Origin of the sequence: Chryseobacterium angstadtii, assembly GCF_001045465.1 — a bacterium.
Taxonomy (GTDB): domain Bacteria; phylum Bacteroidota; class Bacteroidia; order Flavobacteriales; family Weeksellaceae; genus Chryseobacterium; species Chryseobacterium angstadtii.
Genome location: NZ_LFND01000008.1, coordinates 39,486 through 53,124, shown reverse-complemented (window position 1 = coordinate 53,124; position 13,639 = coordinate 39,486). Strand labels below are relative to the sequence as shown.

14 protein-coding genes are annotated in these 13,639 nt (G+C 38.6%); 9 read left to right on the top strand and 5 right to left on the bottom strand.

Annotated features, from left to right (window positions below; all coding sequences use genetic code 11):
* Positions 1–12: 12 nt before the first annotated feature.
* Complete coding sequence (locus tag ACM46_RS21285; protein ID WP_048508702.1) at positions 13–1,026, bottom strand: catalase family protein; 1,014 nt, start codon at positions 1,024–1,026, stop codon at positions 13–15.
* A 341-nt stretch (positions 1,027–1,367) separates the two neighbouring features.
* On the opposite strand from ACM46_RS21285, the gene ACM46_RS21280 reads away from it, so the two are divergent.
* The 6 genes from ACM46_RS21280 (at position 1,368) to ACM46_RS21260 (ending at position 5,329) form a co-directional block, all read left to right on the top strand.
* The gene (locus ACM46_RS21280) at positions 1,368–1,802 is read left to right on the top strand and encodes a BamJ family beta-barrel-assembly machinery protein (protein ID WP_083997497.1); all 435 of its coding nucleotides are present in this window, start codon (positions 1,368–1,370) and stop codon (positions 1,800–1,802) included.
* Positions 1,803–1,994: 192 nt separating this feature from the next.
* Positions 1,995–2,945, top strand: a complete 951-nt coding sequence (locus tag ACM46_RS21275; RefSeq protein WP_048508701.1) for a hypothetical protein — start codon at positions 1,995–1,997, stop codon at positions 2,943–2,945.
* A 65-nt stretch (positions 2,946–3,010) separates the two neighbouring features.
* Positions 3,011–3,421 carry an Rrf2 family transcriptional regulator gene (locus tag ACM46_RS21270; RefSeq protein WP_048508700.1) on the top strand — a complete coding sequence of 137 codons (411 nt, stop codon included), beginning with the start codon at positions 3,011–3,013 and terminating at the stop codon, positions 3,419–3,421.
* Between the two features lie 60 nt (positions 3,422–3,481).
* A complete protein-coding gene (locus tag ACM46_RS21265; RefSeq protein ID WP_048508699.1) occupies positions 3,482–4,135 on the top strand; it encodes an NAD(P)-dependent oxidoreductase in 654 nt (217 codons plus the stop codon).
* A gap of 18 nt (positions 4,136–4,153) precedes the next feature.
* On the top strand, positions 4,154–4,321 hold the full coding sequence (locus ACM46_RS23735; RefSeq protein WP_241486069.1) for a hypothetical protein: 168 nt from the start codon (positions 4,154–4,156) through the stop codon (positions 4,319–4,321).
* A gap of 111 nt (positions 4,322–4,432) precedes the next feature.
* Positions 4,433–5,329, top strand: coding sequence for a MoaF-related domain-containing protein (locus ACM46_RS21260; protein WP_241486068.1), 897 nt, complete (start codon positions 4,433–4,435; stop codon positions 5,327–5,329).
* A 418-nt stretch (positions 5,330–5,747) separates the two neighbouring features.
* Here the strand turns inward: ACM46_RS21260 and ACM46_RS21255 are convergent, their stop codons facing one another.
* Positions 5,748–6,779, bottom strand: coding sequence for a M23 family metallopeptidase (locus ACM46_RS21255; RefSeq protein ID WP_083997496.1), 1,032 nt, complete (start codon positions 6,777–6,779; stop codon positions 5,748–5,750).
* 226 nt (positions 6,780–7,005) lie between these two features.
* Here ACM46_RS21255 and ACM46_RS21250 point away from each other — a divergent pair, with 226 nt between their 5' ends.
* Positions 7,006–8,046 (top strand): NAD(P)H-dependent glycerol-3-phosphate dehydrogenase, encoded by a 1,041-nt coding sequence (locus tag ACM46_RS21250; protein WP_048508698.1) that lies wholly within the window; start codon positions 7,006–7,008, stop codon positions 8,044–8,046.
* A 79-nt stretch (positions 8,047–8,125) separates the two neighbouring features.
* Here ACM46_RS21250 and ACM46_RS21245 read toward each other — a convergent pair whose 3' ends face one another.
* Genes ACM46_RS21245 through ACM46_RS21235 form a run of 3 tightly spaced genes read right to left on the bottom strand, consistent with a single transcriptional unit; the run spans position 8,126 to position 10,853 of the window.
* Positions 8,126–8,902 carry a hypothetical protein gene (locus tag ACM46_RS21245; RefSeq protein ID WP_048508697.1) on the bottom strand — a complete coding sequence of 259 codons (777 nt, stop codon included), beginning with the start codon at positions 8,900–8,902 and terminating at the stop codon, positions 8,126–8,128.
* Positions 8,903–8,912: 10 nt separating this feature from the next.
* On the bottom strand, positions 8,913–9,734 hold the full coding sequence (locus ACM46_RS21240) for a hypothetical protein (RefSeq protein ID WP_131707645.1): 822 nt from the start codon (positions 9,732–9,734) through the stop codon (positions 8,913–8,915).
* Between the two features lie 12 nt (positions 9,735–9,746).
* Entirely contained in the window at positions 9,747–10,853 is a 1,107-nt protein-coding gene (locus ACM46_RS21235; RefSeq protein WP_048508695.1) for a hypothetical protein, read from the bottom strand.
* Positions 10,854–11,476: 623 nt separating this feature from the next.
* Here ACM46_RS21235 and mqo point away from each other — a divergent pair.
* Both mqo and ACM46_RS21225 read left to right on the top strand, forming a co-directional pair.
* Positions 11,477–12,982 carry a malate dehydrogenase (quinone) gene (mqo, locus tag ACM46_RS21230; RefSeq protein ID WP_048508694.1) on the top strand — a complete coding sequence of 502 codons (1,506 nt, stop codon included), beginning with the start codon at positions 11,477–11,479 and terminating at the stop codon, positions 12,980–12,982.
* 247 nt (positions 12,983–13,229) lie between these two features.
* Complete coding sequence (locus ACM46_RS21225; protein WP_048508693.1) at positions 13,230–13,637, top strand: hypothetical protein; 408 nt, start codon at positions 13,230–13,232, stop codon at positions 13,635–13,637.
* The last annotated feature ends 2 nt before the right edge of the window (positions 13,638–13,639 follow it).

Genomic DNA, 13,639 nt, shown 5'->3' with positions numbered 1-13,639 from the left:
CTAAACAGTAACTTACAACTCAATACTCTTCCCGTGCAGCAGCTTATTAATCTTTCTCCTCGTCTGTACAGAAACCTTGTAAGCCTCATCACGAAGCTTCTGGATCTTCCCCACAGGCTGGAAAAAAATCTTACTTTCAAACGGATTGAATGATAATAATTCATTGTGACAGGTATTGGCATCAGGCAACGCTCCCTTATTAATTTTCACTTCCCCGATCCGGATAAATGGTGAATCTTTCCATTCTACATTCAATTTATTGATGGGCTGATTTTTCAGATCATAACAAAGCTGTATGAAGACATCGGCAGTATAATCGTGATTCTGGAAATAACTTTTCAAAGCTGCTTTCATCTTTAATTTTCTGCCCGGTTTTTTATCTACAGAATGAGGAACCAGTTTTATTTTCATCATATAATCTCCGAGACGGTACGCACCTACGGAATGATAATCAAAAGACAGTATAAAATCATTTCTTTTTTTTATAAGTCTGACAATATTCCGGATAAAAGAAAGGGTACAGATATTAGGAATCACTTTCATCGCCTGGATGGCCAGTGAAAAGAAACTGCTCCATTTATTCATATAAAACAAGTTTAAAGCAGTAAACAGTTTCAGGAAATGAGAGACTGAATTCGTAGGAAATAAAGGGAAATTCACGAGAGGGAAATTAGCAATCAATCCGCCTTTTTCATCCTTTATTTTCACGGCAAATCCATAGGCGGGAATATCCCTTTGACTATTCTTAATTTTCAGCTGAGCATTGGAAAGCCTTATGGTAAGATCAAACTTTTCGCGGTCAAAAAAAGGCAGAAGCTCTTCAGGAATATTTTTATCGGTAAAAAATGTCCCCTCCGTTACAGCATATGTTTTTGCATGAGCATTTCTCGTAGCATAATTGACATCGCTTATGGAAGATGATTGTTCAACGAAATCCGCAATTGATTTTTTGTTGATTTCAAGAAGTTTTTTTTCCTCTTCATGAAGCTCATCAAATTTCTTATTATATTTTAGTGGTTGTGGCATTTAGTTTTTAAATTCAATTATAACGCCAAGTTTCTGAATCCACGTTAACGCAGTATTAATGTTATTTGAATTTTGAGTGATAGAAGGGGGTAGAGGGATATTTGAAACCTAAAGTCGCTGTTAGTCTGTGTTTTACCGTAAAGAATGGAAGAGGAGAGTCTGAAGAAGGAAGAATTCCTGATTTACCCCTTAATTGAAAGGTTTATAAATTGATTTCTTATTTTTTAATTAAGCATTATACCTCGCATCCCGTATCTCGTATCTCATACTCCATACCTCCCATCTTCTGGCTTCCCACTTCCATCTTCTCAAAAACACCTATCTTTGTAAAAAATATCAACATGGGAGTAGCAGATATGTTATTTAAAAAGAAAAAAGAACTGGCTGAAAAGAACCTTAACGATGGTAAGGAATATATGGAAGAATACGGTAAGAGAGAAAGTGTGGTACAGTTGCCAAGCGGACTGCAGTACGAAATCATTACCGAAGGAGACGGAGAAAAGCCGGGACCGAAATCCACTGTGAAATGCCATTACCACGGAACTACGATTTCCGGTAAAGTGTTCGACAGTTCAGTAAAAAGAGGAACTCCGGCATCTTTTCCTTTGAACAAAGTAATTAAAGGATGGACTGAAGCGCTTCAGCTAATGCCTGTAGGAAGCAAGTGGAGATTGATTCTTCCACCACATTTGGCCTATGGAGATCAGCAGATCAGTAAGGAAATAGGACCTAACTCTACACTCGTTTTTGAGGTTGAATTGTTAGGTATAAAATAATCCTGATTAAAAATAGCTTAAAAAATTACCCGAATCCGGGTAATTTTTTTTATTTGTACTATATTCGTGTGGATTAATTACAAAGGGTAAAAATGATTTGAATCTTTTTTAATCGAATAATCTAAGGTTTTCTGCAAAGCTGTAGCCTTTACGATGACCAAAAATATTACCCAAAGCAAAAATATAAACTGAATGAAAAAACTCTTTTACTTTTTTGCAGTATCCATCCTGCTGGCCTCGTGTGTTTCCAAAAAGAACCAGGCTATCAAGCAGAATATTCTTACCCTTAAAGACAGCTACTGTAAAGCTCCGTTTAAATATAATTACAGCAACAGAATTCCGTCTTACAACTCAGATTCTATTTTGGCAGCGAATCAGGAGCTGAGGGGCATGTTTTCGGATCAGAGTATTTTGATTCTCAATGCCCTTGATAATCTTGATGAAGTCCACAAAATTGTAGATCTTAAAAAAGACTCTTCTATTGCATCACAGGTGAAAGTATTACAGCTTAAAGGTAAAATCAACAGTAAAATCACGATTGCACTTACCGAGCTGGATGCCGTAGCTGCAGAATTTGACTGTGAAGGCGAAAGAGTAGCACAGATCGGGAATTATGTAGATAATCTCAATGACTCCAAAAATAATAAACTGATTCTGCTTTCTATTGTAACCGGGGCTGCGGCATCCATTGCAGGCGGGATTATAAAAGATGGAGGCTGGAGCAATGCCGTTGATATCAGCGGAGGGGTTTTGGGAGCAGGTTTCGGACTTGCCACACTCAATCCGAAAGGGAAGAAGGTAGAATTTATTCATCAGCGAAATCTTTTGAGAGACATTTGGAGAGAAAAACTGGAATCCCCGAATTTTCCGCCGTTTATCTGGTATATGTACACCGAGAAAAAGTTTTCCAATAAAGAGCAGCATTCCATCATCAGTAGCATGAGGGAACGATGGCTTCATTACCAGTTTGATGATATAAAAGCAGATGCGGACCAGTCTGTGATTTTCAGTGACGGAGGTTTCTACAGAGCTGATGATCTGCATAACCGTGCCGCAATGCTCAACCAGATGCAATCCGCGACTCGAACTATCAATCAGAATATCAATTATCTGCTGTTGGATTTAGATAAATTGATCCTTTAAGAAAATTTAACTGTAATAAAAATTGTTACATTAAAAAATTAATTTATCTTTGCAGTGTAATTATAATGAACAATACAAGATTTGCTACGGCAATACATATTATGACCTTATTGGCGAAAAGTCCTCAGGAGTGGCTCACTTCTGAATGGATTGCGGGTAGCATCAATGTAAATCCTGTAATTGTCCGGAAAGAATTAAGCGTATTGAGAGAAGCTGGTCTTATTGTAAGCAGACAGGGAAAAGAGGGTGGAACACAGCTTTCAAAAAATGCAGATCAGATCAGTATTTCGGAAATTTACAGATCCGTTAAGAATACCGATGTTTTAGGGAAGAAAAATTTGAATCCCAATCCGGCATGTAGCGTTGGAAAAGAGGTGAATGTTCATTTAAATACATTATTTGAAGAAACAGATCAGCTGGTAATTCAGTTTTTAGGTGTTAAATCATTACAGGAATTCAGCGATCAGTTTGGATAAAATTTTTTTATCTATAAGTGTAACAAAATTTATTACAATTTAATTTTAAAATAAAATATTATGAAAAAAGTATCAGTAATCGGTGCAACCGGTTTTGTAGGAACACAGGTAGTAAACGAATTGGCACAAAGAGGTTATGCGGTAGAAGCTTTGGTAAGAGATGCTTCTAAAGTGGAATCAAAAGAAAATATCACGGCAAAAAGCGTTGATGTAAACAATACAGACGAGCTGGCAGCGGCTCTGAAAGGAAGTGATGCCGTAATCAGTGCCTTCAATGCGGGATGGACGAATCCTAATCTTTATAATGATTTCCTGAACGGTTCCATTAATATTGAAAAAGCAGTAGAACAGTCAGGGGTGAAAAGACTGATCGTAGTAGGAGGGGCTGGAAGTCTTTATACTCCGGACAACGTACAGATTGTGGATACTCCGGATTTCCCTGAAGCGTATAAGCCGGGAGCAACGGCAGCAAGAGATTATTTAAACAAAATTAAAGAAAACAAAACCCTTGACTGGACTTTCTTCAGCCCTGCCATCGAAATGAATCAGGCCAATGTAGGAGAAAGAACCGGGAAATACAGAACTTCCCTGGAAACTCCTGTTTTTGACGAAAACGGAAGAAGCCGCCTTTCTGTAGAAGATGTAGCCGCTGTACTGGTAGACGAACTGGAACAGAATAACCATATCCGCGAACGCTTTACAGCCGCTTACTAATTCACTAAAAAAGAAAAAATGTTAAAAAAGAAATTATTATCCCTGATGATGTTGCTTGGGTTGGTGAGTATCCTGTTCGCAGGAAACTTAAAAATTAAAGTCTACAACCCGGGTCCAAAAGCTATTTTTCCCATTACTTCTACCATTATTTATGGAGATAAAGACGCGATTCTTATTGATGCGTAGTTCCAGAAACAATATGCAGAACAGCTGGTAAAAGAGATCAAAGCAACAGGAAAAAATCTGAAAACCGTTTTTATTTCCCACAGCGATCCTGATTTTTATTTCGGGCTGGATGTGATCAGAAAAGCATTTCCTCAGGCAAAAATTATTTCAACGGCGCAGACAGCTTATCTTATTTCGGCCTCCAAAGACGATAAAATGGCGGTATGGAAGCCTCAGCTGAAAGAAGATGCGCCTTCAGAGATTATTATTCCGGAAGCGGTATCCGTAATTCCTGATCTTGAAGGTAACAAAATTGAAATTAAGCAGAATGCTGAAGATCCTGCTCACAGTTTTGTATGGATCCCTTCTCTGAAAACTGTGGCAGGCGGTATTTCCGTTTCCGTGGATTCTCATATCTGGATGGCAGATACACAGAATGTAAAAGCAATTGATCAATGGATCGGGCAGATTGATGCAATGAAAGCTTTACATCCGGAGCAGGTAGTTCCTTCGCATTTTGCAAGGCAGACGTTATCGCCTCAGTCTCTTGATTTCGTTAAAAACTATCTGGAAAACTATAAAAAAGCGGTTACCGACAATAAAACATCTTCCGCTGTAGTAGATTTTATGGTGAAAAAATATCCTGATCTTCCCGGAAAAAATGAACTGGAAATGGGAGCTAAAGTTTTCTTTGGAGAAATGAACTGGGATCTGAAATCATCTTATCTGGCTATCGGAAATAAAGTGGAAGTTGATTTCGGAACATTTAAATTCCTTCTGAATTTCAAAGACAATAAAGAGATGTCTTTCACCGGAATTTCCGGAAATGTAAAAGGAAATACAGACACAGTGCAGTATACAGCGGTGGAAATCGCAAAGAATATTTTTATGGTGTACTGGCATGAACCTAAGCTGGGTTCCAATGTTACCCATGTTCAGGATTATAACAAAAATATCATTTATACCAATATTGCAGAACCTAACGGATCGTTCACTCACCTGAAAGGAACTCTAAAGATTCTGAAATAAATAAAAAACTGCTGTTATTAGATAGCAGTTTTTTTATTAATAATACAGGGGATTTTCCGATAACAAGATCATTGATGACAAAAATTTCTGGGGGCTGAGGTTCTCGAAGCCCCCGCTCTTAAATTATTTCAACCACAAAAGTTACACAAGCTTATTGTTTTAAATACTTTAGATAACTTTAGTTTCAAAAGTTTTATCATCCTGAAAAATAATAAGATCACATAAGCAGAAAATCAAAGATTTTCATAAAACTTTAGTGCACTTTATAGGTTTAATATATTTAACTTAAAAAATAACATGTGTGTTAAAAACTTTTGTGACTTTTGTGGTTGATGTTTTTCGTTTCCCGCAGTTTTCTAAGAATACATAGATATTCTTACATAAAAAATGGCCGTCTCAGATAGACAGCCATTTTGTATTATAAATTCATAAACAGTTTCGGGTTCACCGGAGTATTGTTTTTGTGTACTTCGTAATGCAGATGCGGCCCTGTAGAACGCCCGGAATTTCCGGACTTGGCAATAACCTGCCCTACTTTTACCTTATCATTCACTTTAGAAACCAATTGAGATAAATGTCCGTAAAGTGTAGCAAGTCCGTTTCCGTGAGAAACGATGACACAGTTTCCATAACCTCCTTTCTGGCCGGAGAATATTACAGTTCCTGCAGCAGCAGCTCTCACATCGGAACCATAGGCTACAGCAATGTCCAGCCCTTTATGAAACTGCATCTGGTCAGCTTCAGCAGGCGGATTGTTCTTTTCCATAGGTACTTTAGTAGCTGTATTGCCAGCAACAGACTTCGTTGAAGTGGCAGCAGGAGAGGGTGCCGGAGCGGCCGGAGCAGCTTTAGGAGTTACCATTACTTTAACCTCTCTTTTATTTCCGTAGCTGTCTGTCAATTCAATGATCTTTTCAACAGGCTCAGCCTTTACTTCGGGTTTTGGGGCGGCGGCAGCGACTGGTTTAGATTCTGCGGCGGCACTTGGTTTTACAGAAGCAAATACGGTTTTAAAAGGAATTGGATTTTTTCTGATGCCAAAATTAGAGGAGATATAGCCGTCGGTAGGCATTCCCAGAGGAACTTCCATCAGTTTTTTCTGAAGATTCATCAGGTACTGGCTGTAGCGGTTGGCTTGTTTGGCGAGATAAATAGAATTGGAGATACTGTCTTTGCTGAGGATCATCAGCTTTTCGTTGGTGATGTCTTTGGATCTCAGGAATGAATTAAGCTGAGCTACACTCTGATCCACCAAAGTAAGATCTGTTTTCATTTTTAAATAATCTACACTGTCTTTTTCGGTGTTTATTTTCACAAGGTTTACTTCGTACAACTTGTCGTCCTTTTCAGAAAATAATCTGGCGATTAAGACAGCTTGGGCAAAAACTACTAGCAAAAGTCCTCCCAGGAGAATATTTACGTTCTTCTTGCTGTTTAGAAATTTCTTCATATTTCTTTTCTTAGTATATTACAAAACGGTTTCAAGCCTGCAAATTTAATTAAAAATAAGCTTTGACGAATATTTTTAAATAAAACTTACTTATTTCTGTATTTAACGTCTAATTAGATATTTAATTGTGTTCATGTGTTAATTTTTTCAGAAAGTGGGTTTAATCATAGCCCCGGAGTCTCTGTTCCGTCTTTGTTTTAATATATTTGCAGTTCACATTCCAATTATGGCTAAAAAGAAAATAATTTCAGAATCTTCGAATCCAAAAAAGAATAAAAAGGATATTTCTGTAGGGGTAGTAGGGAGCGGAAGTTTTGCGACTGCTATCGTAAAAATGCTGGTTGAAAACTGTAAAGTAGTGCACTGGTGTGTAAGAAGTGAATTTGTAAAAGGAGCGATAGAGCTTCGCGGGCACAATCCATCTTACCTTACAGCAGCGACCTTTAATCTTAAAAGTCTGAAACTGACAACCGATATTAATGAACTGGTTTCCGCCTGCGATGTCATTGTTCTGGCTACACCTTCCATTTATCTGTCCGATACCATGGATAAAATGACCTGCGAATACGGAGATAAAATATTTGTTTCTGCAATTAAGGGAATTATTCCTAAAGTGAATGATGTGGTAGCTCATTATCTTAGAGACGAATTTAAAATTGGCTTCAGAAATCAGGCAGTTATTGCAGGGCCTTGTCATGCCGAAGAAGTAGCGATGGAAAGACTTTCCTATCTTACAATTGCCACAGTGGAAGACGAAACCTCTGAAAAACTGGAAGAAATTTTCAGTTCAGATTTTATCAAAGTACATTCCAGCAAAGATATTTTAGGAAATGAGTACAGTGCCATTCTTAAAAACATTTTCGCGATTGGTGCAGGGATTGCCAGCGGGCTTGGATATGGTGACAACTTCACGGCCGTTTTTGTTTCCAATGCGATCCGCGAAATGGAGACCTTCCTTGAAGCCGTATATGAAGCACCGAGAGATGTAAATGAAAGTGCTTATCTGGGTGACCTTCTGGTGACGGCTTACTCTCTTTTCTCAAGAAACCGGAGCTTAGGAAACCTTATCGGGAAAGGCTATACCGTAAAATCTGCGATCCAGTCTATGAACATGGTGGCGGAAGGATATTATGCCGCAGATTCTATCTACAAAACGGCTAAGCAAAAGCAACTTAAACTTCCCATCATCGATACGGTCTACGCTATTCTTTATGAAGGAAAAAATGCAGAGAAACAGTTTAAAAAATTAACGGCAAAGCTGAATTAAAAAAAACAAGGCTTTACATGTTAAAACCTTGTTGTATAAAAAATAATAAAAACTTAGATCTGAAAAGGTTTAAGTTTTTTTATTGACTCATTTTCGTAATCACAAGGGTAAAGGAAGACCTTACATTCAGATTACTGGCCGTAAATCCGTTGCCCGTATCAAATTCAAACTTCTGTCTTATCGTTGTGGGAACAGCCAGTACTAAAAAATAAGTTCCCTGGAAAAAAGTAAAAGAACTGGACAGCTGGCACATTCTGTTGACTTCCGTGATGGTTGTACTGGTTATGGAATTGATCAGATAAGAACGCGTACAGGTGAAGTTCTGGGATAAGTACTGTGTATTGGCAGGACCTGAATTATTTCCCGCATTACTCGTATCTACAGAATACCGCACGATATAGGTTCCGGCAGGCAGCGTGATAGTAGAAGTATCAGAGCCCAGCGAGGCGCCTGTAATTTTATTGGCGGCTACCGCGAATCCTGTAAGCGTATTATTGGTACTGTTAGCCGGAATTAATGCCGAAGGACTGATAAGCAGGGACATGGTCTGAGGTTCAGAACCTGCAAGAATTACCCTCTGCCACTGATTTCTGATCCATACATAATACCCTCTCGGATAAATAGAGACTCCTCCTTTATTAAAGATCATCAATCCGTCTGCCGGATTAGCGATAGGAGTAGAAGTACTGTTCAATACGGTAAGGTCATACTGTGGGAAAAGAACCCCTTTATCCGAAGCATTAATTTGCAGAACACTGCTTGCATTAGGTGTGTTAGTATTGATACCAACTTGTGATTTTACAGACATGCTTAATAAAAAAGCAGCCATACAGAATATATAAATAAATTTTTTCATTTTTTTCGTGTTATTGGTTAAGTGCAGATCGTTGAATATCAACCTTTGCATTCGTAATGATGATTTCTCCATTATTCGGAGCGGTACCACCTGATCCTGACTGGTAGGTTCCTCCCGCATCATGAGCAATAGAGGGCAGAAGGGTAATAGGGGTAGTGGAAGTCGTTACAAAAGAAAAGCTCAGATTAAGCGTATGGGTTTTGTTACTCGCTATCGACTGTGCATTTAAGCTGATCGTTTTTCCATACTGTGTTCCGCTTACCGGATCTATGAGTTTTATCAGATACTGATGCAGATGCACAGGTGTACCGCCGATTCCCAATGTTGTACTTTCAAGTGCAGTTCTGATATTAAGGCATACATTCACCAGATAACCACTATTTCCGGGAAGGGTAATAACCCCTGAAACAGTATTGTAAGAAGCTCCGATGTCGTTGGAAATAACGGTAAATGCAGCATCATTGAAGTTTTTAAAAGTTCCGTTGGCAAAACCTCCCAAAATCGTATAATCCAGATTTCTCTGCAGGATCATATAGCTTACCAGGTTGTACGTGTCTGAAATCTGATTCCAGCGGTCGTTCTTCCATAAATAGAGACCCGGGCTGATGGAGTTTCCCTTGTTGTATACTAAAAGTCCGTCTGTAGGATTGTTGATGGGGCTTGTACTGCTCAGTACATCTACAATATCCACTCTTGGTAGCAAAACCCCTTTGTTGTTAGACTCGGAGACTTCTAAAACTGCGGAACTATTGACTGTAGTTTTGCCTATAGCAACTTGTGCATATATAATGTGAGCTATTGATAAGAATAGCAGGATGAAACTTCTTTTCATAAAGTGTGTTTTTTAAAGCTTAGAAATTTTAATATAAGACCCTGTCGGCATTACATTCACCAGATCGTAGAATGTGCTGTTCTGCATTCTTCCCAGCATCATTCTCAGGCCTCCGATGATGCTGGCATCGGCATTGGCAGGTACACTGTAGTAATATGACCAGGTAGCAAGGTGATTGGTATTGAGCATGGAAACAATTGGAACTTCCTTCCTGGAATTAATCACAGGCGTAAAAGTATTGGTAGAATTGTTATAGCCATCATTATAAAAATCTATAAAATACCCCATCAAATAATAACTACTGCCCGTAAGTGGTGCTGTACCTCCCTGTCCGGCAGGACTCTCCGGTGGTGAATTCAGGTTGAGGTTCACTTCTACCAGATAATTTCCCTGAGGAAGAATCAAAGAATAGCCACCTGATAATGTATTCAGCATTATTTTAAAACCATTGATGTTTGAAACCCCGGAAATAGCAGGAGGGTTTACAATTAACAAAGAACTGCCACCCGCAGAAACGTTATCCAGCAGAGATAGGCTGCCCGTAAAATCCAGATAGGCTACTTTTGGAGTGTCTTCAGCATCTATGGTACTTTGCCACTGGCTGGTGGTTCCATTGAAAAAATGCAGGGTTTTATTATTGGTATTGCTTCCTCCATTATAGCCTATAAGCCCATTGGCAGGGGAGGCTACGGGTGAAGTAGTACTGCTCAGGTTAGCGATATTGAGATTCGGAAAAAGAAGACCTTTGTTTCCTCCGGATACAGTAACAGTGGGAGCGCTGGTATAGCCGGTTCCTCCGTTATTAATTGTAATTCCGGTGACGACGCCTCCTGAAACTGTTGCGGTGGCTCTGGCTTTTGTTCCTCCGTTCACAATAGAGCCTCCTGCGTAGAAGTTAACGGTGGGAGGGGAAGTATAGCCACTTCCTCCGTTTGTTAAGGTAACACCCGTGACAGCACCTCCTGATACTGTAGCTGTAGCAACAGCCGGTGTTCCTGTGAAATTTTCAATATGCAAAATTGCGCTGGGATCAGGTGTGGACGTATTAATCCCTACATTTCCGCTTTGGGCTATGGCCGTTGTCGCGAAAAATACACCAATAAAGTTGATAATTTTCATCTGTAATATGTTTTAACGGAATAATTTAAATTAAATGCAATTGGGGAAAACATTAATTTCACACTAAATTACAGAAAAAAATAATGTGTTTATTTATTTTTCTATCATTAATTATGTTAAATATTGCTTGGTTTTTTAATTTAATATGAATTTTATATTAATTATTTGTACTTTCTCACTGCTTGTTGAAAAAATACTATGCACTAAATAATTGTTGTAGAGGGATTTTATATAACATACTTATCTGAACTTATAATTTCCTAAAAATTAAATCACTATAATTGGAATTATTAAATATTAATATGTATTATTAAATAAATCAAAGAAATACTGGATTATATCGGATTGAAAGATATAAAATAGAGTATATTTTGCTTTAGCTTTATTTTTTGTATCAATTGATGATTAAAAATAAGTTTCGTTAATTATCCTTTATGGGTAAATTTTTTTCATTTCATGTTAGATTTTAAAATGGAGTCAAAAAGAAAGAAAAAATAATGAGAATGATTAAACCTCAGGCGTATTGCGCATTCTTTTCACCCTAAAAATTATCATGTTAAAATCACTAAACGCATCCTTATTTATAAAACTTTTTACCGAAATTTGAAGTAAAATTTTGAATTATGTCACAATCGCTTACAAGCAGAACACCGAAACCAAAATATGACGTTGTACTGATAGGCGGCGGAATCATGAGCGCCACTTTAGCAACACTGCTGCACGAATTTGATCCCAATCTGGAAATCGCCATATTTGAAAGGCTTGGCAGGTTTGCAAAGGAAAGTACCGCAGCTTGGAACAATGCCGGAACAGGACATTCTGCCTTTTGTGAACTTAATTATACCCATGAGAATCCGGACGGAACCGTAGATATCAGCAAAGCGGAAACCATTGCAGAACAATTTGAAATCTCAAAACAGTTTTGGGCCTATCTCATTACAAAAGGATACGTAAAAGATCCTAAAGACTTTATCAATTCATGCCCGCATATGAGTCTGGTATTCGGAGATAAAGAAGCGGAATATCTTAGAAAACGTCACCAGAAAATGTCAGCATCCGTTTTATTCTCCGGGATGGAATATTCTACCGACCACGAGAAACTTAAAGAATGGATTCCTTTGGTGATGAGCAAAAGGAACCCGTCCGAAGTAATGGCCGCTACCAAAATGGATATGGGGACAGACGTGAACTTCGGGACCCTGACCCGGAAGATGGGAAGACATTTACTTGAAGATTCCAATGTAGAAGTGTTTTTATACCACGAGGTAAAAGATATAGACCCAAGAGAAGATGGAAAATGGGAGATGAAAATAAAAGACAGGATCCACAATCACAAACAGGAAGTTGTTGCAGATTTCGTGTTTATCGGTGCCGGAGGTTATGCGCTTCCGCTTTTAGACAGTTCAGATATTAAAGAAAGCGAGGGCTATGGAGGTTTCCCTGTTTCAGGGCAGTGGCTGGTAAGTCATAATCAGGAGCTGGTAGAGAAGCACCATGCGAAAGTATATACTCAGGCTACGGTAGATGCACCGCCCATGTCTGTTCCGCATCTGGATCTTAGAATCATTGATGGGAAGAAAGCTCTTCTTTTCGGCCCTTTTGCAGGGTTTTCCACAAAATTCCTGAAAGAAGGAAGCTATCTTGATCTGCCTGAAAGTGTCAATACAAAAAATTTAAAATCACTATTCGGAGCCTGGTGGCATAATCTTCCTCTTACCAAATATTTAATTCAGCAGGTGGCGATGACGAAATCCCAAAGAATGCAGCACCTCAGAGAATTTATCAAAGATGCCAATGAGGAAGATTGGGAACTGAAAGTAGCCGGACAAAGAGTACAGATCATTAAAAAAGACGAAAAAGATGGGGGTAAGCTGGAATTCGGAACCGAAGTGGTTGTCAACAAAAGCGGCACCATCGCATCATTGCTGGGAGCTTCTCCCGGTGCTTCCACAGCGGTGTATGCCATGCTGAACGTTCTCGAAAAGTGTTTTCCAGAAAAACTGCAGGGCGAGTGGAGAGAGAAGTTGCTGGAAATGGTTCCTTCTTACGGACAAAAATTGACCCATAATCCGGAACTTACAGAAAAGCTTAGAAATTATACTAAGGAAAAACTGGAATTGGAATATTAAAAGAGTGAATGGTGAGTTGTGAATTTTGCTTCGCAAGTGAATAGGGAGTTTAGACTTCAGATCTTAGATATCAGACTTTTGAGATTTTTGACTCAAAATTAATAAGTCAATGGTGAATTGTCAATTTTGCTTCGCAAGTGAAAAAATGAATTATCAGAGCCAAAATTAAAAATTCACCATTGACAATTCACTGTTCACTACCCACACCCACCATTACTCATCATTCATCACCCATTACTCATCATTCATGGAGGTAGAAGAAATACTCGTAAAACCCATTATCGCCAAAGAGCTTCTGGAATCTCTTCAGACCAAAATAGAAGAGGAAAAACAGGTTATTGTACACTGTTGTTTTCCTGCATCACCATTTTTGGGAAATCTGATCAGGATCTGGAATTCTACATATCTGCTGGATAATCAGTCTGAACACAAAAGTAAGCTGATTCATGCAGAGAATATTACAATTTATCCCAATTGGACAGCTGTTCCGTTTATGCAGGATTTCTGGTTCACTTTAGTCTTTTCCGGTCTGCCGAGAGATTGTAAAAGTTTTGATTTGAAAGAAGTCATTCCTGAAGAAGGCGGTTTCTTTGTAGAGTCCATCAAAAGAAATTCTCTGGATGTTTATCGCGTAAAAATCTCAGAATCATATTAGTC